Annotated in this window: 22 protein-coding genes and 2 pseudogenes; 16 read left to right on the top strand and 8 right to left on the bottom strand. The window is 66.0% G+C overall.

The window, feature by feature from the left end; genetic code table 11:
• From NFX52_RS20310 to NFX52_RS20300, 3 genes and pseudogenes are all read right to left on the bottom strand, one after another.
• A pseudogene (locus tag NFX52_RS20310) lies at positions 1-190 on the bottom strand (hypothetical protein); the annotation flags it as partial.
• A 174-nt stretch (positions 191-364) separates the two neighbouring features.
• Positions 365-1804 carry an aldehyde dehydrogenase family protein gene (locus NFX52_RS20305; protein WP_055394350.1) on the bottom strand — a complete coding sequence of 480 codons (1440 nt, stop codon included), beginning with the start codon at positions 1802-1804 and terminating at the stop codon, positions 365-367.
• A gap of 328 nt (positions 1805-2132) precedes the next feature.
• Positions 2133-2861, bottom strand: a complete 729-nt coding sequence (locus NFX52_RS20300) for a FadR/GntR family transcriptional regulator (RefSeq protein WP_252635796.1) — start codon at positions 2859-2861, stop codon at positions 2133-2135.
• Between the two features lie 127 nt (positions 2862-2988).
• Between NFX52_RS20300 and NFX52_RS20295 the strand changes: the two genes are divergently transcribed.
• The 8 genes from NFX52_RS20295 (at position 2989) to NFX52_RS20260 (ending at position 11817) form a co-directional block, all read left to right on the top strand.
• Positions 2989-3807: an NAD-dependent epimerase/dehydratase family protein gene (locus NFX52_RS20295; RefSeq protein WP_207402068.1), complete on the top strand. Its 819-nt coding sequence runs from the start codon at positions 2989-2991 to the stop codon at positions 3805-3807.
• Between the two features lie 20 nt (positions 3808-3827).
• Positions 3828-4712, top strand: coding sequence for an SMP-30/gluconolactonase/LRE family protein (locus tag NFX52_RS20290; protein WP_055394344.1), 885 nt, complete (start codon positions 3828-3830; stop codon positions 4710-4712).
• A 57-nt stretch (positions 4713-4769) separates the two neighbouring features.
• Entirely contained in the window at positions 4770-5747 is a 978-nt protein-coding gene (locus NFX52_RS20285; protein ID WP_055394342.1) for a TRAP transporter substrate-binding protein, read from the top strand.
• Between the two features lie 71 nt (positions 5748-5818).
• Positions 5819-6307: a TRAP transporter small permease gene (locus tag NFX52_RS20280; protein WP_055394340.1), complete on the top strand. Its 489-nt coding sequence runs from the start codon at positions 5819-5821 to the stop codon at positions 6305-6307.
• 216 nt (positions 6308-6523) lie between these two features.
• Positions 6524-7816, top strand: coding sequence for a TRAP transporter large permease (locus tag NFX52_RS20275; protein WP_055394338.1), 1293 nt, complete (start codon positions 6524-6526; stop codon positions 7814-7816).
• 89 nt (positions 7817-7905) lie between these two features.
• Positions 7906-9456, top strand: coding sequence for a galactarate dehydratase (garD, locus tag NFX52_RS20270; protein ID WP_369801321.1), 1551 nt, complete (start codon positions 7906-7908; stop codon positions 9454-9456).
• A gap of 287 nt (positions 9457-9743) precedes the next feature.
• Entirely contained in the window at positions 9744-10679 is a 936-nt protein-coding gene (locus NFX52_RS20265) for a DMT family transporter (RefSeq protein WP_055394336.1), read from the top strand.
• 10 nt (positions 10680-10689) lie between these two features.
• The gene (locus NFX52_RS20260; protein ID WP_055394334.1) at positions 10690-11817 is read left to right on the top strand and encodes an aldose epimerase family protein; all 1128 of its coding nucleotides are present in this window, start codon (positions 10690-10692) and stop codon (positions 11815-11817) included.
• A gap of 176 nt (positions 11818-11993) precedes the next feature.
• On the opposite strand, the gene NFX52_RS20255 is transcribed toward NFX52_RS20260, so the two are convergent.
• On the bottom strand, positions 11994-12929 hold the full coding sequence (locus NFX52_RS20255; RefSeq protein ID WP_055394332.1) for a LysR family transcriptional regulator: 936 nt from the start codon (positions 12927-12929) through the stop codon (positions 11994-11996).
• A gap of 128 nt (positions 12930-13057) precedes the next feature.
• On the opposite strand from NFX52_RS20255, the gene NFX52_RS20250 reads away from it, so the two are divergent.
• The 5 genes from NFX52_RS20250 to NFX52_RS20230 all read left to right on the top strand — a co-directional run bounded on the left by NFX52_RS20250 (position 13058) and on the right by NFX52_RS20230 (position 19371).
• Positions 13058-13843 carry an SDR family NAD(P)-dependent oxidoreductase gene (locus NFX52_RS20250; protein ID WP_055394330.1) on the top strand — a complete coding sequence of 262 codons (786 nt, stop codon included), beginning with the start codon at positions 13058-13060 and terminating at the stop codon, positions 13841-13843.
• Positions 13844-14128: 285 nt separating this feature from the next.
• Complete coding sequence (locus NFX52_RS20245; protein ID WP_055394328.1) at positions 14129-15649, top strand: DegQ family serine endoprotease; 1521 nt, start codon at positions 14129-14131, stop codon at positions 15647-15649.
• Between the two features lie 339 nt (positions 15650-15988).
• Positions 15989-16648 (top strand): response regulator transcription factor, encoded by a 660-nt coding sequence (locus tag NFX52_RS20240; RefSeq protein WP_055394326.1) that lies wholly within the window; start codon positions 15989-15991, stop codon positions 16646-16648.
• Positions 16649-16772: 124 nt separating this feature from the next.
• On the top strand, positions 16773-18137 hold the full coding sequence (locus tag NFX52_RS20235) for an ATP-binding protein (protein WP_055394324.1): 1365 nt from the start codon (positions 16773-16775) through the stop codon (positions 18135-18137).
• A 241-nt stretch (positions 18138-18378) separates the two neighbouring features.
• Positions 18379-19371: a 2-dehydropantoate 2-reductase gene (locus NFX52_RS20230; protein ID WP_055394322.1), complete on the top strand. Its 993-nt coding sequence runs from the start codon at positions 18379-18381 to the stop codon at positions 19369-19371.
• Here NFX52_RS20230 and NFX52_RS20225 read toward each other — a convergent pair whose 3' ends face one another.
• Positions 19372-19863, bottom strand: a complete 492-nt coding sequence (locus tag NFX52_RS20225; protein ID WP_055394356.1) for an Lrp/AsnC family transcriptional regulator — start codon at positions 19861-19863, stop codon at positions 19372-19374.
• 89 nt (positions 19864-19952) lie between these two features.
• Between NFX52_RS20225 and NFX52_RS20220 the strand changes: the two genes are divergently transcribed.
• Both NFX52_RS20220 and NFX52_RS20215 read left to right on the top strand, forming a co-directional pair.
• A complete protein-coding gene (locus tag NFX52_RS20220; protein WP_055394320.1) occupies positions 19953-20843 on the top strand; it encodes an EamA family transporter in 891 nt (296 codons plus the stop codon).
• Positions 20844-20986: 143 nt separating this feature from the next.
• On the top strand, positions 20987-21208 hold the full coding sequence (locus NFX52_RS20215) for a hypothetical protein (RefSeq protein WP_055394317.1): 222 nt from the start codon (positions 20987-20989) through the stop codon (positions 21206-21208).
• Positions 21209-21246: 38 nt separating this feature from the next.
• On the opposite strand, the gene NFX52_RS20210 is transcribed toward NFX52_RS20215, so the two are convergent.
• Entirely contained in the window at positions 21247-22074 is an 828-nt protein-coding gene (locus NFX52_RS20210) for a hypothetical protein (RefSeq protein ID WP_055394315.1), read from the bottom strand.
• A 179-nt stretch (positions 22075-22253) separates the two neighbouring features.
• On the opposite strand from NFX52_RS20210, the gene NFX52_RS20205 reads away from it, so the two are divergent.
• Positions 22254-22649 (top strand): hypothetical protein, encoded by a 396-nt coding sequence (locus tag NFX52_RS20205; protein WP_055394313.1) that lies wholly within the window; start codon positions 22254-22256, stop codon positions 22647-22649.
• Between the two features lie 101 nt (positions 22650-22750).
• Here NFX52_RS20205 and NFX52_RS20200 read toward each other — a convergent pair whose 3' ends face one another.
• Positions 22751-26065: a type I restriction endonuclease subunit R gene (locus NFX52_RS20200; RefSeq protein WP_055394312.1), complete on the bottom strand. Its 3315-nt coding sequence runs from the start codon at positions 26063-26065 to the stop codon at positions 22751-22753.
• 19 nt (positions 26066-26084) lie between these two features.
• Positions 26085-26446, bottom strand: a pseudogene (locus NFX52_RS20195) (Fic family protein); the annotation flags it as partial.

The following is a 26446-nucleotide window of genomic DNA, read 5'->3' as shown; positions in this document are numbered from 1 at the left end:
TGGCGCCCATCTCCACAGTGCCATCGTCGGTCTGCACCAGCAGCTTGATGGCGCCGGTGCCCGAGCAGATCACTTCGAAGGATTGCGGGTTCACCAGCGGCGATGCAATCGCCACCCCCATCGACGCCACGAACCATGCCAGCACCCACAGGCGCAGCGCGGCAAAGGTTGTTCGTGGGAGGGCGGTCATGGGGCGCGATGATACTGCGGCGACACAGCGGCGCAGGGTGTTTTGCTATAAATGTTATAGCTTCACCTGCTTTCTACATCAGCGCCAGGGCCGGATTTTGCGGCAATTTGACGCAGGGCAAGCACCGTGGCTGCTGGCGCCCCCGCCGCCGCCGCGTCGGCGGCGGCGCCAGGTTCAGGCCTGGGTGTAGGCCGTCTTGACCGTGGTGTAGAACTCGGCCGCATACCGGCCTTGCTCGCGCGGGCCGTAGCTGCTGCTCTTGCGGCCGCCAAACGGCACGTGGTAGTCCACGCCCGCCGTGGGCAGGTTCACCATCACCATGCCGGCCTGCGCGTGGCGCTTGAAGTGCGTGGCGTGCTTGAGGCTGGTGGTGGCGATGCCGCTGGCCAGGCCGAAGGGCGTGTCGTTGGCCAGGGCCAGCGCTTCTTCATAGTTCTTCGCGCGCAGCACGCTCACTACGGGGCCGAAGATTTCTTCGCGGTTGATGCGCATGCCGGGCGTGGTCTCGGTGAACAGGGCCGGGCGCAGGTAGTAGCCGGGCGCGCCGTCGGCGTTCTTCTCCAGAGCTTCGCCGCCGTAGGCGAGCTTGGCGCCCTCCTGCTGGCCGATGCCGATGTATTCCAGGTCTTGCGCGAGCTGGCGGTCGTCCACCACGGGGCCGATGTCGGTGCCAGCCTTGCGGGCGTCGTCCACCTTCAAGGTCTTCATTTTCTCGACCATGGCGGCCACGAAGCGGTCGTGGATGCCTTCGGTCACGATCAAGCGACTGCTGGCGGTGCAGCGCTGGCCGGTCGAGAAGAACCCGCTGTTGATGGCGGCGCCCACAGCAACGTTCAGGTCGGCGTCGTCCAGCACCACAAACGGGTTCTTGCCGCCCATCTCCAGCTGCACCTTGGCACCGCGCGGCACGCAGGCGGCGGCCACACGCTGGCCCGTGCCGACGGAGCCGGTAAAGCTCACGCCCGCAATGCGCTCGTCTTCCAGCAGCACGGCGCCCACATCCGAGCCCCGGCCCATCACCAGGTTGAACACACCGGCAGGCAGCCCTGCGCGGTGCAGGATGTCGGCCAGCGCCCAGGCGGAGCCGGGCACCACCTCGGCGGGCTTGAACACCACGCAGTTGCCATAGGCCAGGGCCGGGGCGATCTTCCAGGCCGGAATGGCGATGGGGAAGTTCCACGGCGTGATGATGCCGATGGTGCCCAGGGGTTCGCGTGTGATCTCGATGCCCACGCCAGGGCGCACGGAGGGGATCAGCTCACCGCCGGGGCGCAGCGCCTCGCCAGCAAAGAACTTGAAGATGGCCGCGGCGCGGCCCACTTCGCCAATCGCTTCGGGCAGGGTCTTGCCTTCTTCGCGGGCCAGCAGGTCGCCCAGCTCGGCCTTGCGCGCGATGATTTCGTTGCCCACGGCGTCCAGAATGTCAAAGCGCTGTTGGGGCGTGGACAGGCTCCATGCCGGGAAGGCCGCGTGCGCTGCGGCGACGGCCTCCAGCGCCTGCTCGCGGCTCGCCACGGCGTAGTCGCCGATCACATCGCGCGTGTCAGAGGGGTTGGTGTTCTGGTAGGTGCGAACGCCGTCAGTCCAGGCGCCGCCAATCAGGTTTGCATGCATGGTGGTGGTGTGGTGGTGAAGAAGAGGGTGTTGAGAAAAAAAGGGGCGGTTGCATGCTGAGTGCGCAGATTGCGCAGCGCAAACTGGCGCTGCACCCAGGAAGGATGTCTTTCAATGTGCGCTGAGGGCTTTACGACAGACAACTCCTGGTGGTTTGAAAGGCGCCGCAGCCCCGAACGCGCGAAAGCATTGCAACATTTCGTTGTATGTCATCGTACAACATAAGAAGTCCTCTCGGGTGTCGGGTAACTACTGATGGGACAACCGGGTACCTCACCTTGGCCATGATTCCCCAGGGTTCATGAATGAGTGACTCGGCTGGGGTGATTCAGCCCGCTTCGGCCTGCGCGCGCCGCCGACGTTCGCGGCTGTTGGCCAGGTGGGTGCGCATGGCGGCCCGTGCACCATCGGGATCCTGGCCCACGATGGCGTCGTAGATGCTTTCGTGTTCGCCGTTGACACGGCGCAGGTACTGGCGCCGCTCGTCATTGGCCGAATCCATGGCGGCCAGGCGGGCGCGCGGGATGATCACGCTGCCCAGCGTGCCCATCAGTTCGGCGAAGTGACTGTTCTGCGTGGCACGTGCGATTTCCAGGTGGAACTGGAAGTCCGCCGCCACCGCGTCGCGGCCCGCATCCACGGCGGCTGCCACGGCGTCCAGCGCCTCGCGCATGGCTTTCAGGTTGCCCTCGGTGCGGCGTTGCGCGGCCAGCGCGGCGGCTTCAGTTTCTACCCCAATGCGCAGCTCCAGTACGGCAATCACGTCACGCAGGGTGCTGAACTGGTCGGGGGTGATCTTGAAGCCGGGCGCCTGCCCCAGCCCCAGCACAAAGGTGCCGATGCCGTGCCGCGTTTCAACCAGGCCAGAGGCTTGCAGCTTGGAAATCGCCTCGCGCACCACGGTGCGGCTCACGCTGAACTCGGCCATGATGGCGGCCTCGGTGGGCAGCTTGTCGCCCAGGGCCAGGCGGCCGTCGCGGATGCGGTCTCCCAGGGATTCGACAAGCTCCAGGGCCAGTGTGCGGGGCTTGCGGCGAAGCGGGGTATCGGTGGTCATTTCTTGGTGTTATCCCTATGGGGCGCCGGGGGCAGAAGCGGTACATTGCTTTTCGTTGTACGACAACTGATGACGTTCAACTGAATCTGTTGCCACTGTACCAAGAACCTCTGCCTTTGTAACCGCCATGCCTTGCCATCCGACGCCTATTCGTTTCCAACGCCTGCTATTGACCGGAGCTGCCGGAGGCCTGGGCCAGGAATTGCGTGCACGCCTGAAAGCCTACTGCGCCACCTTGCGGTTGTCTGATATCGCGAACCTGGGCGACGAAGGCGCAGGGGAGGAGCTGCGCCCCGCACGCCTTGAAGACGCGGGCGCCGTGCTCAGCTTGCTGGAGGGCGTTGATGCCGTGGTGCACCTCGGGGGCGTCTCCACCGAGCAGCCCTGGGAGCCCATCCTGCAGGCCAATATCGTGGGTGTCTACAACCTGTATGAAGCGGCGCGCAAGCAAGGCGTCAAGCGGGTGGTGTTTGCCAGCTCCAACCACGTCACCGGGTTTTATCGCCAGGACGAAGTGGTGGGCCCCAACGACCCGGCCCGGCCTGACGGCCTGTACGGCGTGTCCAAAGCCTTTGGCGAAGACCTGTCGCGCTTCTACTTTGACCGCTATGGCATTGAAACCGTGTGCCTGCGCATTGGCTCATCGTTCCCCGAGCCGCGCAACCGCCGCATGCTGGCCACCTGGATGAGCTACGACGACCTGGAGCGCCTGGTCGTTGCCAGCCTCACGGCACCGGTGGTGGGCCACAGCATCATTTATGGCATGGGCGATAACACCACCACTTGGTGGGACAACACGCTCGCGCGCCACATCGGCTACCGCCCGCAAGACAGCTCCGAGCCCTTCCGCGCCAAGGTCGAAGCCGCTGACCCGCACCCCGACCTGACCGACCCCGCCGTGATCTACCAGGGCGGTCCGTTCGTGCGCACCGGCCCTTTCGAATGAGCGCCCCAATGGAGCCTCGTATGGATCTGCTGCTGTCCGATCACCGCGACCAGGTGGGCGAAAGCCCCGTGTGGAGCCCTGCCGAGCAGGCTCTCTACTGGGTGGATATCGAAGGCCGCAAGCTGCACCGCTGGACCTATGCTGACCAGCAGGTGCAAAGTTGGGACACCGAAGAGCGGCCCGCCTGCATCGCGTTGCATGCGACGGGAGGGCTCATCGCGGGCATGGAAACTGGCGTGTTCCACCTGCAGCCACAGCCCGGCGGCCTGCTGTCTGCCACGCTGCTTGCAGGTGTGGATCACCCCCAGCCCGGCATGCGCTTCAACGACGGCCGCTGCGACCGGCAGGGGCGCTTCTGGGCGGGCACCATGGTGCGCGACATGTCGCTGGCGCAGGCTGCTGGCAGTCTGTACCGCATGGATGCGCAGCACGGCCTGTCTGCACCACAAGTGCAGGGCCTGGTCACGCAGAACGGGCTGGGCTTCAGCCCCGATGGCAAGACCATGTACCTGAGCGACAGCCACCCCAGCGTGCAGCAGATCTGGCAGTTGCCTCTGCACGACGATGGATCGGTGGGCCAACGTTCGCTGTTCGTGGACATGCGCGATCTGCCTGGCCGGCCCGACGGCGGCGCGGTGGATGCAGACGGTTGCTACTGGATCTGCGGCAACGACGCTGGCGTGGTGCATCGCTTTACCCCCGACGGCCGCCTGGACCGGTCCATCGCCGTGCCCACCAGCAAGCCCTCGATGTGCAGCTTCGGCGGCCCGGGGCTGGACGTGCTGTTCATCACCTCCATCCGCCCCGGGCAGCCACAGGGCGATGACGTGGCGCTGGGCGGCGCCATTTTTGCCACCCGCCCAGGCGTGGCGGGGTTGCCAGAAACACCTTATCGGAGCGCCTGAGGACAACAGGCCCCGGGGCTCTCCCCATTCACAACACCTTCAACCCAGGAGACAACCATGAAAATCCCCCATCTGTTTGGCCGCGTCGCATTGGCCGCCAGCATGCTGCTCGGCAGCCTGGCCGCGCAGGCCACGGAATTCCGCTCGTCTGACATCCATCCCGAGGACTACCCCACCGTGCTGGCCGTGCGCCACATGGGCGAGACGCTGTCCAAAGCCACGGGCGGCAAGCACAGCATCAAGGTCTACGCCAAGGGATCGCTCGGCATCGAGAAGGACACCATCGAGCAGACCAAACTGGGCGCCATCGCCATGACGCGCGTGAACGTCGCCCCCATGAACAACATCTGCCCCGCCACCATGGTGCCCACCATGCCCTTCCTGTTCCGCGACAAGGAACACATGCGCAAGGTGCTCGACGGCGCCATCGGCGACGAGATCCTGAAGGACTGCGAATCGCAAGGTTTCATCGGGCTGGCTTTCTATGACAGCGGCGCACGCTCCATCTACACCGTGAAGAAGCCGGTCAAGACCCTGGCCGACGTCAAGGGACTGAAGGTTCGTGTGCAGCAGAGCGACCTGTGGGTGTCCCTGCTCGAAGCCATGGGCGCCAACGCCACCCCCATGCCGTTTGGTGAGGTCTACACCGCGCTCAAGACTGGCCTGGTCGACGCCGCCGAAAACAACTACCCCAGCTACGAGAGCTCGCGCCACTTTGAAGTGGCAAAGTACTTCAACAAGACCGAGCACTCGATGGCGCCCGAGATCCTGCTGTTCAGCAAACGCGTGTGGGACACCCTGAGCGCCGATGAGCAAAAGGCCATCCGCGCCGCGGCCAAGGAATCGGTGGGCTTCATGCGCAAGATCTGGGACGAGCGTGAAGAAAAGTCCCTGGCCACGGTGAAAGCTGCGGGGGCGCAGATCGTCGAAATCGACAAGGTCGCCTTCAAGACGGCGATGAAGCCGGTGTACGACAAATTCCTGAAGGACCCCAAGCTCCAGGACATGGTCAAGCGCATCGACGCGGTGCAGTAATCCTGGCATTCCATGCCGCAGGGCCGTGTGTCCTGCGGCAGGTCCCTCTTTCCGTCTTCTGAATGTTCTCTATGTACACGCGTCTTTGCGCCTTCATTGCGCGCTCTTGTCTGCAGCTGGGAGTGGCGGGGCTGGTGCTTCTGGTCTGCGCCGTGCTCTACCAGGTCATTGGACGCTATATCTTCAATAACACACCGACCTGTGCCGAGAGTGGTGCAGTGCTCCTGGTGCTGTACGTCACCATGCTGGGCATGGCCGTAGGTGTGCGCGATGCGGGGCACATCGGCCTCGAATCGTTCCTGGTGCTCGCGCCCGACTGGCTGCGCCACAAGCTGGAAATCGTGATCCACGTATTGGTGCTGATCTTCGGCGTGGTCATGGCATGGAACTGCGGCGTGCTCGCCGAGTCCGTGGCGCCCTACAAGATTCCCACGCTCGGTATCTCCGAAGCGTTCAAGTACGTTCCCCCCGCGCTCGCCGGCGTGCTGGTGGCGATGTTCTCCCTGGAGCACATCATCGCCCTGGTCCGCGGCACAGAGGTCGAGCCCGCCTGGCATTGAGATGAACGACACCCCCCTGAGCGCCTGCGGCGCTTCCCCCCGCTCCCGCATGGCTGCGCCATGCGGGCAGAGGGACGCAGCCCTCGCTGCGGGGCGGCCCTTGCTCGGCTGCCCTGGCAGGGGTCACGCCCGCTTCATGCGCCGTGCGGAGATGACCGAAGCGGTCCCTGCATGCGTCCCTCCGCACCCTAATGTTCCAGTAAAGATTCCACCATCATGGCGTTGACCATTCTGTGCGTGACCTTCACGCTCCTGCTGCTGCTGGGCGTGCCCGTGGCGTTTTCCATCGGCCTGTCGTCGCTGGCCACCATCCTGTATGAAGGCCTGCCGCTGGCCGTGGGCTTCCAGCAGATGATTTCGGGCATGAACCCGTTCTCGTTCCTGGCGATTCCGTTCTTCATCTTCGCGGGCGAAATCATGATGTACGGCGGCATTGCCGACCGCATCGTGGTGTTTGCCAAGAGCGTGGCCGGCCATGTGCGCGGCGGGCTGGGCATGAGCAACGTGCTTGCCTGCACGCTGTTCGGCGGCGTCTCGGGCTCGCCCGTGGCCGACGTGTCTGCCATGGGCGCCGTGCTCATCCCGCAGATGAAGAAAGAGGGCTACCACGCCGACTACGCGGTGAACGTGACCACGCACGCCTCGCTGGTGGGCGCGCTCATGCCCACGTCGCACAACCTGATCATCTTCACGCTGGCCGCTGGCGGCAAGGTGAGCATTGCGGCGCTGATCCTGGCCGGCATCGTGCCTGCGTTGCTGCTGACCGTCTGCAACCTGCTGGCTGCCTACCTCGTGGCCGTCAAGCGCGGCTACCCTGCGGGCACGTTCCCCGGCTGGGAGATCGTGTGGATCTCGTTCCGGGCATCGGTTCCCGGGCTGGCGGTGGTGGTCATCATCATTGCTGGCATCTTGTCGGGGGCGTTCACGGCCACGGAGTCCGCCTCGGTGGCGGTGATCTGGGCGCTGTTGCTGTCGGTGTTCGTCTACAAGAAACTCACACGCGAGCAGTTTCTCAAGGCCGCCTCCAAGGCGGTCAAGACCACGGGCACCGTGCTGCTGCTGATCGGCATCTCGTCGATGTTCGGCTACCTCATCGGCCTGTACGGCGTGGCCGAACTCACGGGCGACGCCCTCAAGTCCATGAGCACCTCTCCCTGGGTGATCTTTCTGTGCGTGAACATCATCCTGTTCATCCTGGGTACGTTCCTGGACATGGCGGCCACCATCCTGATCTGTACGCCGATCTTTCTGCCCATCTGCCAGCAGTTCGGCATGAGCACGGAGCAGTTCGGCATCGTGATTTTGATCAACTGCGCGCTCGGGCTGAACACACCGCCGGTGGGCACCACGCAGTTCATTGGGTGCACCATCGGGGGTATCAGCGTGGGTGAAGTGATGAAGACCATCTGGCCGTTCTACAGCGCGCTCATCGTCGCGCTGATGCTCGTGACCTATGTGCCCCAGTTCTCGATGTGGCTGCCGGACCTGGTGCTGAAATCGGGCGGATGAGTGCGCGCCGCCAGCCCCACGCTGGCGGTGCAGAACCCAGAAGTGGAATTGAAGTGAACGACCTGAACCGACCCGCCCTCACCATCCGCATGCACCCGGATGACAACGTCGCCATCGTCGCCAACGACGGAGGCCTTCCTGCCGGCACGGTGCTGCCGCCCGGCGTGCCAGGCGCAGGCATCACATTGCGTGACAAGGTGCCGCAGGGCCACAAGGTGGCGCTGCAGGACATGGCCGAGGGAGATGTGGTGCGCCGCTACAACGTGCCCATCGGCTATGCGCTCAAGGCCATCCCGGCGGGAAGCTGGGTGCACGAGCGCCTGCTGCAGATGCCCTCGGCCCGCGCGCTCGAGGGCCTGCCCATGGCCACGGTGAAGCCGCCGGTGCCGGAGCCTTTGACCGGCTACACCTTCGAGGGCTACCGCAACGCCGACGGCTCGGTGGGCACGCGCAACATCCTGGCCATCACCACCACCGTGCAGTGCGTGGCGGGTGTGGTGGCCCTGGCGGTGCGCCGCATCAAGGACGAGCTGCTGCCTTCGTTTCCGCACGTCGACGACGTGATCGGCCTGGAGCACACCTACGGCTGCGGCGTGGCCATTGATGCGCCCGACGCCATCATCCCCATCCGCACCCTGCGCAACATCAGCCTCAACCCCAACTTTGGGGGCGAGGTCATGGTGGTGAGTCTCGGTTGCGAAAAGCTGCAGCCCGACCGCCTGCTGCCCCCGGGCAGCTTCCCCATCACCGACGAGCGCGACGCAGCCCTTGGCCCGGAGACGGTGTGCCTGCAGGCCGACGAGCATGTGGGCTTCATGTCCATGCTCGACCACATCGTGCAAAGCGCGCGCCCGCACCTCGAACGCCTCAACGCCCGCCGCCGCGAGACCATCCCGGCCAGCGAGCTGGTGCTGGGTGTGCAGTGCGGCGGCAGCGATGCGTTCTCGGGCGTCACCGCAAACCCGGCCGTGGGCTTTTGCGCAGACTTGCTGGTGCGCGCGGGTGCCACGGTGATGTTTAGCGAGAACACCGAGGTGCGCGACGCCGTGGAGCAGCTCACCAGCCGCGCCGCCACGCCTGAAGTCGCGCAAGCCATCGTGCGAGAACTCAGCTGGTACGACCAGTATCTTGACCGAGGCCGCGTGGACCGAGCCGCCAACACCACGCCGGGCAACAAGGCGGGCGGACTGTCGAACATCGCTGAAAAAGCCATGGGCTCCATCATCAAGAGCGGCACCGCGCCCATTGCGCACGTTCTGGCTCCGGGCGAAAAACTGCGCCGCGACCAGCGCGGCCTGGTGTACGCCGCCACGCCCGCCAGCGACTTCATCTGCGGCACGCTGCAGCTGGCTGCGGGCATGAACCTGCATGTGTTCACCACCGGCCGGGGCACGCCCTATGGCCTGGCCGAATGCCCGGTGGTCAAGGTGGCCACGCGTAGCGACCTGGCGCGCCGCTGGCACGACCTGATGGACATCAACGCCGGCAAGATCGCCGACGGCGAGGCCACCATCGAAGACCTGGGCTGGGAGATGTTCCACCTGCTGCTTGACGTGGCCAGCGGCCGCAAGAAGACCTGGGCCGAGCAGTGGAAGCTGCACAACGCGCTGGTGCTGTTCAACCCCGCACCGGTGACTTGAAGTGACACCCCCTGAGTCGCTTCGCGCCTTCCCCCTCTCTCTACGCGCTGCGCGCTACGGGAGGGGGACGCAGCCAGCGCACACAAGCAAAGCGCCGCATCCGCGGTGGGGCGGCCCTTGCGCGGCTGCCCTCGCCTGGGCCGCGCCCTTCGCATGCGTTGGTGGTGGCGCGTAGCGCAACGGATCACTGAAACGGTGGCCTTGCAGGCTGCGTCCTGGGGCTGCAAGCCTCCCCCTCACAGCCCGTCTTTGCACGGGCTGTTTCACTAGAGAGACCAAGAACTCACATGGGACATCCCCGTTTTTCCGATCCCAGGGTCGTCATCGCGCTGGCGCTGCTGTGTTGCCTGCTCTGGGGCAGCTCCTACCCCGCTATCAAGACCGGCTACGCCTGGTTCGGCATCGCCCGCAATGACATTCCCACGCAGCTGGTGTTTGCAGGCTGGCGCTTTCTGGGCGCGGGGCTGATCCTGCTGGCCTGGGCCGTGGCCACGCGCAAGGCCATCTGGGGGCTGGGCTTTGTGGCCGGGAGGCAACTGGTGGTGCTGGGCCTGGCGCAGACCACGCTGCAGTACGTGTTCTTCTACGTGGGCCTCGCGCACACCACGGGGGTCAAGGGCTCCATCATGAATGCCACCGGCACATTCTTCAGCGTGCTGCTTGCGCACTGGGTCTATCACAACGACCGCCTGAGCCATGCCAAGCTGTGGGGCTGCGTGGTGGGGTTTGCGGGGGTGATGGTGGTGAACCTGGGGCGCGGCACGCTGGACATGGACTTCACGCTGCTGGGCGAAGGTTTTGTGGTGATTGCCGCCTTCGTGCTGGCCGCTGCCAGCATCTACGGCAAACAGGTGTCGCAGCGCATGGACTCGGTGGTGATGACGGGCTGGCAACTGGGGCTTGGCGGCGTGGCGTTGCTGGCCATTGGCTGGGGCCTGGGCGGCTCGCTCACGGGCTTTACCTGGGGCACCACCGTGCTGCTGGTGTACCTGGCGCTGCTGTCGTCGGCCGCGTTTTCGCTGTGGAGCATTCTGCTTAAGCACAACCGCGTGAGCCAGGTCACGGTGTTCAACTTCACGGTGCCGATCTTCGGCGCGGCGCTGTCGGCGATCTTCCTGGGCGAGGCGCTGCTGGAGTGGAAGAACCTGCTGGCCCTGGTGCTGGTGTGCGGGGGCATCTGGCTGGTCACGCGCGATGCTCCCGCCGCATCCGCCACCAAATAGACTCGCAGCCATGGCCTATTCCCTTTCACGCAAAGCGTTTCAGCAAGAGCTTCACGGCCAGCCGACTGACCTCTTCACCCTGCGCGGTGCTGGTGGCCTGCAGGTGGCCGTCAGCAACTACGGCGCACGGCTGGTACAGGTGGCGGTGCCCGACGGGCAGGGCGGCCTCGTTGATGTGGCGCTGGGCTACGACAGCCTGCAGGGCTACCTGGACGGGCAACTCTCCATGGGCGCCCTCATAGGCCGCTGGGCCGGGCGGTTGCGCAGTGGTTTGTTGACTCTGCCCGATGGCGCACAGCGGCAACTGCCCACCAACAGCGGCCCCCACCACCACCATGGCGGGCCCAAGGGCAGCCGCTTTCAGGTGTTTGCGGTGGATGACGTGCAGGCCGATGCGCTCACCCTGAGCCACACCTTTCGCACCGAGGACGACGGCGTGCCGGGCACGCTCCGCCTGCAGCTACACCTGCACCTCACCGCCGACAACGCGCTGCACATGGCGTGGACGGGCGAGGCGCTGGACGCCCCCACGCTGCTCAACATCACCGGGCATGCGTTCTTCAACCTGGCGGGCGCTGGCAGCACCCACGGCCACACCCTGCAAGTGCCCGCCAGCCGCTATGTACCGCTGGCGGCTGATGTGTGTCCTAGCGGGTTGGTGCAGCCTGTAGATGCCACGCCTTTCGACCTTCGCGAAGCCCGCAGCGTGGGTGCCGCCGTGGCGGAGCCCTGCGAACAGCTGTCGCTGGCGGGTGGGCTGGACCACTACCTGGTGCTGGATGAACATGTGTGGGACGAAGAGGGCGCGGTGCGGACGCCACCGGTGTCACCCATCACGCCGTCGCAGGGCCTGCGTCTTGCGGCGCTGCTGAGCGAGCCCCTCACTGGTCGCACCATGGAGGTATGGAGTACCGCGCCCGGGGTGCAGGTTTACGCAGGCCACGGCCTCAAGGCTGATCCGGTGCGCGACCTGGGGCGGGGCGCAGAGCAGGGCGTCTGGCTATGGCAGCCGGGCGACGGCATCTGCCTGGAGCCTATGGAGTATCCCGATGCGCCCAACCAGCCCGGGTTTCCCGTGCGTTGGCTGGCGCCGGGCGACGTGGTGCAGGGGGCCATCGTGTACCGCTTCACCGGGTGAGGCTGGGCGGGACTTGGTGAGGGTTGCGATGACACTGTTCATGTGATTTTTGAATGGTTTTTGCCTCTGGCGCTTATCCAGTAAGCGCTAGTAGCTATTCAATTGATAGCTGTTGATTCGGTCTCAATCCACTGGAAACCGTTGACTGCGCGTAGTCGAAGCGCCGCGCGAAACCTTCATGCGGCGGCAGGTGCGCCATGGGCCTCGCTCTGCAGATGCGCCTGCGCCACGGCGGCCAGCCAGTCCATCACCACCCGCACGCGCTGGGGCAGGTGGCGCCGGTGGGGGTAGATCAGCGTCACCGGCATGGGCGGGGCAGGGTGGTGCGGTAGCACCTCCACCAGCAGTCTCCGGTCGATCAGCTCGCGCACGCCCAGCAAAGGCGCCTGGATCAGGCCCAGCCCTGCTGCGCAGGCGCCCAGGTAGGCCTCGGCGCTGTTGACGGTGACACGCCCAGCCATGGGGTGAAACTGCGGGCTGCCGTCGTCGCCCGTCGTTTCAAATCCGGCGGACTTGGTGCCCAGCGTGCTCACGTAGTGCACCAGGTCATGCTGCGCCAGGTCGGCCAGTGATTGGGGTGTGCCCTTGCGCGCCAGGTAGCCCGGGCTGGCGCAGCTGGCCACGCGCACCAGGCCCAGAGGGCGGGCCACCAGCCCGGGTTCTGCCACCGGGCCCACGCGGATCACGCAGTCAAAACCCTCGCGCACCAGGTCCACGCGGCGGTCGGTGCTGCTCAGCTCCACCTCCAGCAGCGGGTGGCGGGCCAGCAGATCGGGCAGCGCAGGCAGCACCAGCTGGCGGGCAATGCCGGTGGACATGTCAATGCGCACGCGCCCGCGCAGCGCAGTGCCGTCGGGCTGCTGGAACATGGCCTGCAGTTCGTCCACATCGTCCAGCAAGTCCTTGCAGCGCTCGTAAAAGGCCTGCCCGTCTTGCGTCAGCTGCACGCGCCGCGTGGTGCGGTGCAGCAGGCGCGTGCCCAGGTGGGCCTCCAGCTGCTGCACGGCCAGAGAGGCGCTGGCCTTGGGCAGGCCCAGCACCTGCGCAGCCTGGGTAAAGCTGCTCAGCTCGGCCACACGGGCAAAGATCTGCATGCGGTCTAAAGGGTTCATTGTTATTAATGGATGGACAATGAATCATATTTTGCATGGTTTATCTTTGATTGGCACTCCAATAAAGTTCATCTCCAGCCCCGGTCACGCGGTGTGACCGGGCTTCAGACACTGCAAAGGACCCTGCCATGACAAGCGCTTCATCCCTTTCTCCAGCCCCCACCCCCGTCGTTTTGATCACCGGCGGCAGCCGCGGCCTGGGCCGCAGCGCAGCGCTGGCCGCTGCACACAGCGGCATCGACGTGGTGCTGACCTACCGCCAGCAGGCCGCCGAAGCCCAGGCAGTGGTGGCAGACATCGAAAAGCTGGGCCGCCGTGCTGTGGCTTTGCCACTGGATGTGGGCGATGTGGCCAGCTTCGAAGCCTTCGCTGCGCAGCTGCAGCAAACCCTGCGCAGCCACTGGCAGCGCGAGCGGTTTGACTTTCTGGTCAACAACGCGGGCATGGGCGTGCATGCGCCCATCACCGAAACCACCGAAGCGCAGTTCGATGCGCTGGTCAACGTGCACCTCAAGGGCGTGTTTTTCCTCACGCAGCGCCTGCTGCCGCTGATGAACGATGGCGGCCGCATCCTGAACCTGTCGTCGGGCCTGGCCCGCTTCGCCTTGCCCGGCTACGCCGCCTACGCGGCCATGAAGGGCGCCATCGAGGTGCTGAGCCGCTACCTGGCCAAAGAACTGGGCCCGCGTGGCATCACCGTGAACGTGGTGGCCCCGGGCGCCATCGAGACTGACTTTGGCGGCGGCGCGGTGCGCGACAACGCGCAGCTCAACGCCTTTGTGGCCGCGCAGACGGCTCTGGGCCGCGTGGGTGTGCCGGACGACATCGGCCCGCTGGTCGCTTCGCTACTGCAACCGGCCACACGCTGGGTGAATGCGCAGCGCATCGAGGCGTCGGGCGGCATGTTCCTGTGAAGCAGAGAACACCCCCCTGAGTCGCTTCGCGCCTTCCCCCCGCTCTCGCATCGCTCCGCGATGCGGGCAGGGGGACGCCACCCGTGCGGCGGGGCGGCCCTTGCACGGTGGCACTGGCGTGGGGCCGTGCGATATCAAAGACTGAGGTAGTTGCCGGGCCGTAGAAAACCAGGATGCGGCACCGATACCCGCGGGTTCATGGCTTACCGACTCCGCCTAAGTTTCGTCTAAGTGTCCGTGCCCACACTGCCTTCCATCGCAACCCTGATTGAAAAGGCAGACACCATGAACAACACGCTTGCATCCACTCCCCGCCGCCTGATCCTGGCCCTGGTGGCCGCGGGCGCTGTGGGCGCCACCGGCGCCGGCCTCATCAGTGGGCACCAGGCCCGCGCGGTCACACCCTCCACGCCCATCGTGGCGCAGACGGCCATGGCCCCGGGCGGTACGCTGCCGAGCTTTGCCCAGATCACCGCGCAGAACGGCCCGGCCGTGGTCAACATTAGCGTCACGGGCAGCACCAAGACGGCGATGGCCAACGATGACGACGATGACGAGCAACCCGCTGCCCGCCAGGGCCGTGGCCCGCAGATCGACCCAAACGATCCGTTTTACGAATTCTTTCGCCAGTTCGGTTTCCCCGGCGCGGGCCCGCAAGGCCAGCCCAACGTACCCACCCATGGCCAGGGCTCGGGCTTCATCGTCAGCCCTGATGGCCTGGTGCTGACCAATGCCCACGTGGTCAAGGGCGCGAGCGAAGTGGTCGTCAAGCTCACTGACCGGCGCGAGTTCCGCGCCAAGGTGCTGGGCGCCGACCCCAAGACCGACGTGGCCGTGCTCAAGATCGACGCCAAGGATCTGCCCACCGTGCGCCTGGGCAGCACGCGCGACCTGCAGGTGGGCGAATGGGTGCTGGCCATCGGCTCGCCCTTTGGCTTTGAAAACAGCGTGACGGCGGGCGTGGTCAGCGCCAAGGGCCGCTCGCTGCCCGACGACAGCCTGGTGCCTTTCATCCAGACCGACGTGGCGGTGAACCCCGGCAACTCTGGCGGGCCGCTGTTCAACGCGCGCGGCGAGGTGGTGGGCATCAACTCGCAGATCTACAGCCGCTCGGGCGGCTACCAGGGCGTGTCGTTCTCCATCCCCATCGAGCTGGCCGCCAAGATCAAGGACCAGATTGTGGCCACCGGCAAGGTGCGCCACGCCCAGCTGGGCGTGGCCGTGCAGGAGGTGAACCAGGCGTTTGCTGAATCCTTCCAGCTGGACAAGCCCGAGGGCGCCTTGGTCGCCAGCGTCAGCAAGGGCAGCCCGGCCGAGAAAGCAGGCCTGCAGGCGGGCGACGTGATTCGCCAGGTGAACGGCCAGCCCATCGTGGCCTCGGGCGACCTGCCCGCCTGGGTGGGCCAGGCGCAGCCGGGGCAGCAGGCCAAGCTGTCGGTGTGGCGCCAGGGCAAGCCCTTGGAGCTGACCGCCACGCTGGGCGACGCCAGCGACAAGGCGACCAAGCAGGCGCGCAACGACGATGCCGTGGGCAAGGGCCAGCTGGGCCTGTCGCTGCGCCCGCTGGACCCCGAGGAGCGCCGCGAGGTAGGCGTGGCCGAGGGCCTGGTGATCGAACAGGCGCGCGGCCCCGCTGCGGCGGCCGGTGTGCAGCCGGGGGATGTGCTGTTGGCCATCAACGGCGCGCCCGCCAAGAACATCGAGCAGGTGCGCGCGGCAATGGCCAAGGCCACCACGGGCAAGTCGGTGGCGTTGCTGATCGAGCGCGATGGCAACAAGATCTTTGTGCCGGTGCGTTTGGGCTAAGCGGTCCCAAAGGCTCTCCTGGCGTCGTTGTTCCGTCTTGCCGTACTTTCGGTACTGTCTGCGACGAAACGCGTAGGAGGCTGTCGGACTTGGAAATCGTCGGCTGCAAATTGGCCGCAGCGGTCCATTTTCCACCGTCTTTTTGCCCCATAGCTCGGCTATGGGGCTGCAAATCCGGCAAAAACTGTCCTCGCTGGGGCCAATTTTCGCTTCGACGCTCCAAGTCCGACAGCCTCCTAGCCAGAACCGCTGCGCTGAGCTTTGTGGTCCGCTGTGATGCGATGCCTGCACGGGCCACTTCGGTGGCCCGATTGATTTCATTGGCTATGCTTGCCCACCATGCGCCTCTTGCTAGTTGAAGACGACCCCATGATCGGCGAAGCCGTGCAAGACCTGCTGCGCGCCGAGCACTACGCCGTGGACTGGGCGCGTGACGGCGACGCCGCCGACACGGCATTGCGCACCCAGCCCTATGACCTGGTGCTGCTGGACCTGGGTCTTCCCAAGCGCGACGGCCTGGCCGTGCTGCGCGACCTGCGGGCGCGCAAGAACCGCACCCCGGTGCTGGTGGCCACCGCACGTGATGCCGTGGCCCAGCGCATCGAGGGGCTCGACGCGGGGGCGGACGACTACGTGCTCAAGCCTTACGACCTTGATGAACTGCTCGCCCGCATTCGCGCCCTGCTGCGCCGCGCTGCAGGGCGGGCCGAGCCGGTGTATGAGCACAAGGGCGTGTGCATCAACCCCGCCACGCGCGAGGCCACGGTGAATGGAGTTCCTGTTGTGCTGTCTGCGCGCGAATGGGCGGTGCTGGAGCCGCTGATCGCACGGCCCGGCATGGTGCTGTCGCGCCAGCAGCTGGAAGACAAGCTCTACGGCTGGGGCGACGAGGTGAGCAGCAACGCGGTGGAGGTCTATATCCACGGCCTGCGCAAGAAGCTGGGGCCCGAGCTGGTGCTGAACGTGCGCGGGGTGGGCTACCTCGTGCCGAAGGCATGACCCCCCTGAGCGGCTTCGCCGCTTCCCCCCAAGGGGACGACAGCCTTTGCTGCGGGGCGGCCCTTGCTGGCTGCCCCCGCGCAATCTCCCGCCCTGAGCATGCGGCGGGGATGGATGGATAGAGATGAAGAACGTGCCAACTACCTCCTGGCGCAGCGCGCTGCAGTCCATGCTCCCGCGCTCTCTGCGCATGCGTCTGCTGGTGTTCCTGCTGGCCGCCATCGTGCTGGCCGGCGCAGTGCAGGGCGCACTGGCCTACCGGGGTGCGCTGGACGAGGCCGATGCGCTGTTCGACTACCACATGCAGCAAACCGCACTGGCCTTGCGCTCGGGCCTGCCGGTGGATGCGCAAGGGCTGGGCCCGGGCCTGGATCCCGAGGACGAAAACCACGAATTCATCGTGCAGGTGTGGACCAACGAAGGCCTGCGCATTTTTGAATCCGCCGTGGGCGCGGCCCTGCCGCAGATCGCCGTGCTGGGCTTTGCCAACGTGCAGGCGCGCGGCGGTACCTACCGGGTGTTCTCGATGCAAACGCGTTCGCAGGTGATCCAGGTGGCGCAGAACATGGCCGCGCGGCGCGACATGGCCCGCAGCCTGGCGTTGCGCACGCTGGCGCCGCTGGCCATCATGGCTCCGCTGCTGGTGCTGGCCGTGTGGTGGGGTGTGAGCCGGTCGCTGGCCCCGGTGGAGCGCGTGCGCCGCCAGTTGGCGCAGCGCCAGGCGGATGACCTCTCGCCCGTGAGCGATGCGCAACTGCCCGACGAAGTGCAGCCGCTGGTCAGTGAACTCAACCTGCTGTTCGAGCGCGTGCAGCGCGCCTTTGACGCGCAGGAGCATTTTGTGGCCGATGCCGCGCACGAACTGCGCTCGCCCCTGGCCGCGCTGCGCCTGCAGCTGCAGGGCCTGCAGCGCGCGGGCGATGATGCCGCGCGTGCCGTCGCCATCGAACGCCTGTCGGCCGGCATCGACCGCGCCACGCGCCTGGTGGAGCAATTGCTCACCCTGGCCCGGCAAGAGGCCAGCACCGCCACCAACGAACCCGTGGACCTGCACGCCGTGGCGCAGCTGGCCCTGGCCGACGTGGCCCCAGCCGCGCAGGCGCGCAGCATGGATGTAGGCCTGCTTCACTCCGACGCCGCCAACGTGCCCGTGACCGTGCGTGGTGATGCCGAAGCCCTGCGCATGCTGGCGCGCAATCTGCTGGATAACGCCATCAAGTACACCCCGCCCGGCGGCCGGGTGGACCTGCAGGTGCGCCGCGAGGGTGATGCTGCCGTGCTCACGGTGGAAGACAGCGGCCCCGGCATCGCCCCCGAGCACCGCGAGCGCGTGATGCAGCGTTTTGTGCGCGAAACCTCGGAAGGCGCCCCGGGCAGTGGCCTGGGCCTGGCCATCGTGCAGGCCATTGCGCAGGGCCATGGCGCCACCGTGCAACTCAGCGCTTCGCCGCGTCTGGGGGGGCTGCTGGTGACGGTGCGGTTTGGCTGAGGTCTGCTGGTGGAAGGCCCGTTGGGCGCAGGTGGTGTTTGTTGATGGTGCTTCTATTTTGATAGCTATCGGCGCTTGATGAATAAGCGCCAGGGGCCAAAAAAGCTCAAAATATGCAGGCTGCAGGTGCCTGCAGATACCGTCGCCTCTGCGCCAGGCCCGGTAGGCGTGTCGCCGCACAATGCGCAGGCGCCGCATCCATCGTGGTGCACTGTCTTCCGTTGATCCAGAAAGCATCCGCATGCACTTCATCGTTCTCGGCGCAGGCGCCATTGGTTGTTATGTGGGTGGGCGCCTGGCCGCGCACGGCCAGCCGGTCTGCCTGGTGGGCCGTCCGCATGCGCTGGAGCCCATCGCGTTGCACGGCCTCAAAGTCACGGACCTGGATGGCTTTGACCGCACCGTGCCCGTGTCTGCGCTGCAACTGGCACACACACTGGCCGACGCGGCGCCGGGCCCGGACAGCGTCATCCTGCTGTGCGTCAAAAGCGGCGCCACCGAATCCGCTGCGCGCGAACTGGCCGACGCCTGTGCGCCGGGAACGCCCGTCATCTCGCTGCAAAACGGCGTTGACAACGTGGCCCGCGTCACAGCCCGGGCGCCAGGCCTGAGTGTTCTGGCGGGCATGGTGCCTTACAACGTGGTGCTGCGCGGCGCCCAGGTGCACCGTGCCACCGCGGGCCATTTGCAACTGCAGCGTGATGCCGTCACCGAACGCATCGCGCCGGTCTTCAACGCTGCAGGCCTGGCCACCGTATTGCCCGCCGACATCCGTGCGGTGCAGTGGGGCAAGCTGTTGCTTAACCTCAACAACCCGGTCAATGCGCTGTCCGACCTGCCTCTGCGGCAAGAGCTGCTCGACCGCGACTGCCGCCGCGTCTTTGCTGCCCTGCAAACCGAGGCGCTGCGTGTGATGGCGCGCGCAGGCATCGCACCCGCCCAGGTCACCGCCGTGTCGCCCACGCTGCTGCCCCATGTGCTGCGCCTGCCCAACTGGCTCTTCACCCGGCTGGCAAAACGCATGCTGCAGATCGACGCCAATGCGCGCTCATCGATGTGGGACGACCTGGAAGCCGGGCGCGTGACCGAGATTGATGCACTCAGCGGTGCTGTGGTGAGGCTGGCGGCTCAGCAGGGCATGGAGGCGCCGCTGAATGCGCGCATGTGCGAGCTGCTGGGCGGCCCGCGCCAGCGCCTCACGGGCGCGCAGTTGCGCAGGGCGTTGGGGCTGTAGTCAGGCAGTTGGAAGCGCGTGGTCCAGCGGCACACGCAGCCCGGTCTTCAGGCTGGCCAGTGCGACCGACGTTCTGAACCGCTTGATGTTGTCATCCCCCTCAAACAGCCGCTGCGTCAGCCCCTCGTAGTCTTCCATCGACGCCACGTTCACCACCAGCAGGTAGTCCGCCTCGCCCGTCACGCTGTAGCACTGCTGCACCGCGTCTTCGCTGGCAATGCGCGCGCGCAGCGGGGCGGTGCGGTCGGGGCGCTCGTTTTCGAGGTGCACCTCCAGCACGATGGTCAGCGGTTTGCCCACTTTCACCGGGTCCAGCACCGCCACGTTGGCGCGGATCACGCCGCTGTCTTTCAGCCGCTGGATGCGTCGCTGCACAGCGGGTGCCGACAGGTTGACCGCCTGCGCAATCACGCGCTGGGGTGTGGTGTTGTCTGTCTGCAGGATGTCCAGGATGGCGATATCAAAGCGGTCGAGTGCTGGGGTGGCGGGCATGGGGCGCCTCGTGGTGGTGAGCGAAAGTTGCACGCGGGCCCTGAAAATCGAGCAAAAAGCACGCATGGGTCACACTATATTTTCAACCCATGAGCGCTTCCCTTCTGCACCGTTTTTTCCCCTTTCTGGCCGTTCTGGGCTCCGTCACCGCGTTGGGCATTGGTACCTCCTGGGCCAAGCACTGGCTGTTTCCGGTGGTGGGCGCGCAGGGCACCACTGCCGTGCGCGTGGGCTTTTCGGCGTTGCTGGTGCTGTTGCTGTGGCGGCCGTGGCGCTGGCATCTGTCGCGGGCCGATGCGCGTGCCGTCATGTTGTACGGCGCGGCGCTGGGGGGCATGAACCTAATGTTCTACATGTCGCTGCGTACCCTGCCATTTGGGCTGGCGGTGGCCATCGAGTTCTCAGGGCCGCTGGCGGTGGCGATCTGGTCTTCGCGGCGCGCCGTGGATTTTGTGTGGGTGGCGCTGGCCATGGCCGGGTTGGGCATGCTGCTGCCGCTGGGTTTGAACGGCAGCACGCTGGACCCGGTGGGAGTTTTGTATGCCCTGGGCGCGGCGGTGTTCTGGGCGCTGTACATCGTGTTCGGCAAGCGCGCCGGGCACCTGCACGCCGGGCACACGGTGTCGCTGGGCCTCCTGGTGGCGGCGCTGGTGGTGGTGCCGGTGGGCGTGGTACGTGCGGGCGCTGCGCTGCTGTCGCCCACCGTGCTGCTCATCGGCTTGGCGGTGGCGGCGGTGTCCAGCGCCATTCCGATCTCGCTCGAAATGATGGCCTTGAAGCGCCTGCCCAAGGAGGCCTTCGGCATCATGATCAGCATGGAGCCTGCGGTGGCTGCCGTGCTGGCCTTGCTGCTGCTGAGCGAGCACCTGAGCGCCATCCAGTGGCTGGCCATTGGCTGCATCGTGGCGGCGTCCATGGGCAGTGCGATGACTGCTGGTCAGCCCTCTGGCGCCGACCGCGCAGCGCCTCAGGCGGCCTGAGGGCGACCGGCGCCATCGCGCACCGCCTGGGCATATCCAGACCTCCGGGATGGCCGTCCCGCTGACACCCGCCCGTCGGCAAAGGATGACACGCACAGAGCGCGCTCCGTGGCCAGAATGGGTCTATCTCACAGGAGCCGCCCATGATGCGCACTTCGCCGTTGCCACATTCCAAGGTCGCTGAGGCTGAACGCAAGGTCAGCGCGATCCTGGCCGACCTGGAAGAAGCGACACATTCAGAGGTCAAAGACATCGCTTTGGAAGACGTGGTGGAAACCGACGCCGCTAGCGGCCAGCCTGCCGTGCACCAGAGCGTCGACATCACCGTACAGCCGCGCGCGCAGCGCAAGTGGCTCACCAAATAACGCAATAGCCCGACGCCCTTGGCTGGGCTGCCAGCCGGTCAACCGGCGGTAGGTCGGCCGCCTTGGCGCAGCTGCAACACCCGTGCAATGAGGTTGGCATACCCTTCGTCTGCCTGCGCCAGCAGCGGTAAACCTGTCTCGCGCACGGCATGGTCCACCGCGTCGGTCCATGCGGGCGTACCGGGCGCCGCCTGTGCGCTGGCCATGGCACCCAGCACCAGTTCTTGCCCCCAGAAGTACACCTGGTCAGCGTGCACGTTGGCCTGCATGCGCTGCACCTCCGCCAAGGTTTGTGGCTCCGCCAGGTACAGCCAGATGTCTGCATACAGGAAGTCAACGGGCGTGCCCTGGGGGTGCCACTGCAGCGCGTCGGCCTGCACCAGCTCTACCTTGCGCGCTGCGGACTCCGGCAGCCCCTCCAGCACGCGGCAACGGCCAAACAGCTCCAGCACATCCCCATCCCGCTCCACCACGGTCACGCGCTCCACCGTGGGTTGTAGCGCGATGTTGGCCGCCACCCAGCCCATGCCCAGGCCCATCACGACCGTGTGGCCCCGCGCATGGCGGCAGGCCAGTTCCTGGCTTTCCACTTCCATCGGCGACAACGACATCCAGGTTTCCCACCCGCCCGCAGCGCTCTGGCGCATCAGCACCGTCGAGCCCGAGGTGACACACGGGCCGCTGTGGTAACCACGGTCCAGCCCCACCCCAGTGCGCTTCATCTGCCAAGGCCCCACGGCCCCATCGGGGTATTGCGGCATGTGCCAGTGCGGGGAAAAAACGGGAATCCCCAGCGCCTGCGCCAGTGCGCTGGCGGAGGGCTGTGGGGCAAAGGGAAGGATGGAGGGGGAAGGGGATGCCGACATGGGGTGATCTTAGGTGGGGAACTAGCGTATTGACTTGAGAAAGTGCGCATCTGCCGGGGGCACCGGGCATTGTCCGACAGCCTCACGGTCTGCAGGATGGCGCACACGGCGCTGAGTGGACCCTAAAAGAGAGGGAGATGAAACCGTTTTGTTTTGTCACCCCCTTCCAGGAGACGCACATGCATCCATCCACACTCCCTCATCCGGCCACCCCACCGGTGGATGAAGACCTGGCCGACCAAGCCCGCCCTGGCTACGGCATCCCGTCGCAAGACCCACGACCTGGCGCCCAGACCGCCCTGGAGCCCGAAGACGCAGAGCGCGAGGCCCATTCCGTGCTGGTGGGCGGCGGCATGATGGCGGGCGCGGCTGCCGGTGCGGCCGTGGGCGTTGCAGTCGCTGGTCCGGTGGGCGTGGTCGTCGGAGGCACCTTGGGCGGCATTGCGGGTGCGCTGGGCGGCGCGGCAGCGGGTACGGCGGTCAATACCGAAGAGGCTGGTGAGGCCCCGGACCCTGCTCTTGCAGGCTCCAAGCCCCAAGACACAAACAAAGGCACACAAAGTTCAAAGGGGTGAACGGTCGCACTGACTGAACTGCTGAGCTGTGCGCCCTATTGCAGGGGAGCGCCTCTGGATTCAACGGGGCTCAGTGCCGGACGCCCATTGGGAAACTTCCATCAGGCTGCAGCCAACTCGCTCCATGCATCACCCAGCGCCTGTGCCTGCTGAAGCACCAGTTCCACCGCTGCCGCTTCCAGGTCGGGCGGGTACTTGTACTTGCGCAGGATGCGTTTGACCATCAGACGCAGCTTGGCCTGCACGCTCTCGCGCTCGGTCCAGTCCACGGTCAGGTTCTTGCGCAGGTTGTCGGTCAGTTCGTGGGCGATTTTTTTCAGCGTGTCGTCGCTCAGCGTGCGCACGGCGGCCTCGTTCTCGGCCAGCGCGGTGTAAAAGCGCACCTCGTCTTCGCTCAACCCCAGCTTGTCGGCCAGGCCATGTGCCTCGCGGAACTTGCGGGCCATGTCTAGCAGTTCTTCCATCACCTGGGCGGTTTCAATGCTGCGGTTCTGGTAGCGCACGATCACCCCGCCCAGCAGCTCCGAGAATTTCTTGCTCTGCACCACATTGCTGGCAAAGCGGCTTTTGATCTCGCCCTCCAGCAGGCGCTCCAGCAGCTCCACCGCCAGGTTGCGCTCGGGCAGGGCCCGCACCTGGGCCAGAAAGCCTTCGTCCAGCAGGCCGATGTTGGGCTTCTCCAGCCCCACGGCGTCAAAAATATCCACCACGCTTTCAGACACGACGGCCTGGCTGATGATCTGGCGCACCGCCAGCTCGCGCTGCTCGTCGGTGCGCTGTTTGGCGGTGATGTCGCGCTTGGTGAGGATCACCTTCACCCCTTGCATGAAGGCCACCTCCTCGCGCACCGCCTTGGCCTCGTCCAGTGTGCAGCTCAGGGTGAAGGCCTGGCTCATCGCCAGGGCCGTGTCGGCAAATCGCTTTTTGCCGTCTTGCCCGGCCTGGCGCGGCAGGCCCAGCACGTGGTTGGCTGCGCCCGCCAGCACGCGGTGGCCGCCCGTCAGAAAGCCACTGTAGTCAAACCCGTGCAGCAGGGCGCGCAGCACATCCAGCTTTTCCAGCACCACGCTGAAGGCCTCGTGCGCATCTACCGTGGGGCGTCCCCGGCCCTGGGCGGCGGTGTATTCCTTCATGGCGGCTTTGAGCTCGTTGCCGATGCCGATGTAGTCCACCACGAGGCCACCTTGCTTGTCCTTGAACACGCGGTTCACGCGGGCAATGGCCTGCATCAGGTTGTGGCCCTTCATGGGCTTGTCTACATACAGCGTGTGTACGCAGGGCGCGTCAAAGCCGGTCAGCCACATGTCGCGCACGATCACGATGCGCAGCGGGTCGGCGGGGTCTTTGAAGCGCTTTTCCAGCCGTTTTTTGACCTGCGCGCTGTAAATGTGCGGGCGCAGCAAGGCCTTGTCGCTGGCACTGCCGGTCATCACGATCTTGATGGCGCCCAGCTCGGGGTCGGCGTTGTGCCACTCGGGGCGCAGGCGCACGATCTCGTTGTACAGGTGCGCGCAGATGTCGCGGCTCATGGCCACCACCATGGCCTTGCCGCGCTGGGCGGTGTTGCGCTCTTCAAAATGCGCCACCAGGTCCTGCGCCACGCGCGCCACGCGGGGCTCGGCGCCCACCACCTGCTCCAGCGCCGCCCAGCGGCTTTTCAGGCGCGACTGCACGCTTTCTTCTTCGTCCTCGGCCAGCTCGTCCACTTCGGCGTCAATGCTGGGCAGCTCGTCGGCCTTCAGGCCCAGCTTCACCATGCGGCTTTCGTAGTAGATGGCCACGGTGGCGCCGTCTTCCTTGGCCTGCTGCATGTCATACACGTGGATGTAGTCGCCAAACACCGCGCGCGTGTCGCGGTCGATGCCGCTCACGGGTGTGCCGGTAAACGCGACAAAGGTGGCGTTGGGCAGCGCATCGCGCAGATGCTGGGCGTAGCCCACCTGGTAGTGTTCCCGGGTGGGCTCCACCGTGTTCGCTTCGGTCCCTGCCCGGTAGGTGGGCGGCGCAAACTCGGCACGGTGTGCGGGTGCGGTGCCGCTGCCTGTGGTGATGGGGTTTGCTACTGTATTGGTAGCTGGTAGCGCTTGTGTATCAAGCGCTAGTGCCTGATTTGGCTTGAAATTTTCCCTGCCATGTGTTTTTTGCACCTTCAGCCGTGCCTCAAACCCGTACTGCGTGCGGTGCGCCTCGTCGGCAATCACCACAATGTTGTGGCGGTCTGACAGCATGGGGTAGCTGTCTTCGTCCTCGCCGGGCATGAACTTCTGGATGGTGGCAAACACAATGCCGCCCGAGGGCCGGTTGCTCAGCAGCGTGCGCAGCTCTTGCCGGGTGCGGGCCTGCACGGGCTGCTCGCGCAGCAGGTCTTGCGCCAGGCCGAACACGCCCAGCAGCTGGCCGTCCAGATCGTTGCGGTCGGTGATGACCACGATGGTGGGGTTCTGCAGCGCGGGCTCTTGCATCACGCGGGCGGCAAAGCAGGTCATGGTGATGCTCTTGCCGCTGCCCTGCGTGTGCCACACCACGCCGCCCTTGCCCTTGATGGCCGGGTCTGCGCCGCTGCCCGGCGTGGCCGCAGCCACCACCTGGGCAATGGCGGCGCGCACCGCATGAAACTGGTGGTAGCCCGCAATCTTTTTCACCAGTTGGCCATCGTCTTCAAACAGCACAAAGTAGCGCAGGTAATCGAGCAGGTACTGCGGCGCCAGCACGCCGCGCACCAGTGTCTGCAGCTCGTTGAACTGGCCCAGCGGGTCCAGCGCCACGCCGTCAATCGTGCGCCACGCCATGAAGCGCTCGGCGCTTGCGCTCAGCGACCCCAGCAGTGCCTCGGTGCCGTCTGAAATTACCAGCACCTCGTTGGTGTGGAAGAGGTCCGGGATCTGCTCTTTGTATGTCTGGATCTGGTCGTACGCCTTCCACACGCTGGCGGCCTGGTCGGCGGGGTTCTTCAGCTCCAGCAGTACCAGCGGCAGGCCGTTCACAAACAGCACCACATCGGGCCGGCGCGTGTGGCGCGGCCCGCGCACGCTGAACTGGTTGACCGCCAGCCAGTCATTGCGCTCGGGCGCGGCCCAGTCCACCAGGCGCACAAAGTCGCCCACTGTTTCGTTGCCGCGCTGGTGCTGCACCGGCACGCCCGCCACCAGCAGCCGGTGAAACCGCCTGTTGGCCGCCAGCAGCGCGGGCACGCCCAGGTCTTGCACCTGCGCCAGCGCGTCGTCGATGGCCACCACGGGCATTGCAGGGTTCAGCCGCATCAGCGCCGCCTTCAGGCGACCTGCCAGCAGCACCTGGCGGTAGTCACTGCGCTCGGGCGCGGGGCCGTCGGGGGCAATGTCGGGGCCTGCTGCGTGGGTGTAGCCCACGTCCTGCAGCCAGGCCAGGGTTTCGCGTTCGAGCTGGTCTTCGGTCATGGGCTTTTGCTCGCACCTTTCAGAGTTTCATTAGCTCGATGTAGGGCTGATAGCTGTAGCTGCGGTTCTTCTTTTGCCCCGTCAACTCTGTCACTATGCCCAGCTCACTGAGCATCTGCACTGCTGCGTTTGCGGTGGGAAAGCTGGTGCCCAATTGCTGACGCACCCGCTCCACGGTGAAGCGCGGCATCATGGGCAGCAGTTCAAACAAGCGGTAGCTGGCTGGGCCCGCCTTGGGCGCTTGCAGCAGGCGCCTGCGGTCTGCGGCCACCAGGCTGGCAATCGCCACAATGCCGCGTTCAGCCTCGGATGCGGCGGTTTCCACGCCGTGCAGAAAGAAACCCACCCAGCCCTCCCAATCGCCCTGCGTACGCACTGTGG

This window comes from Acidovorax facilis (assembly GCF_023913775.1).
GTDB classification, from domain to species: domain Bacteria; phylum Pseudomonadota; class Gammaproteobacteria; order Burkholderiales; family Burkholderiaceae_C; genus Acidovorax; species Acidovorax facilis.
Note: the sequence above shows the minus strand (reverse complement) of the source record. Positions and strands in the feature narration are given on the sequence as shown.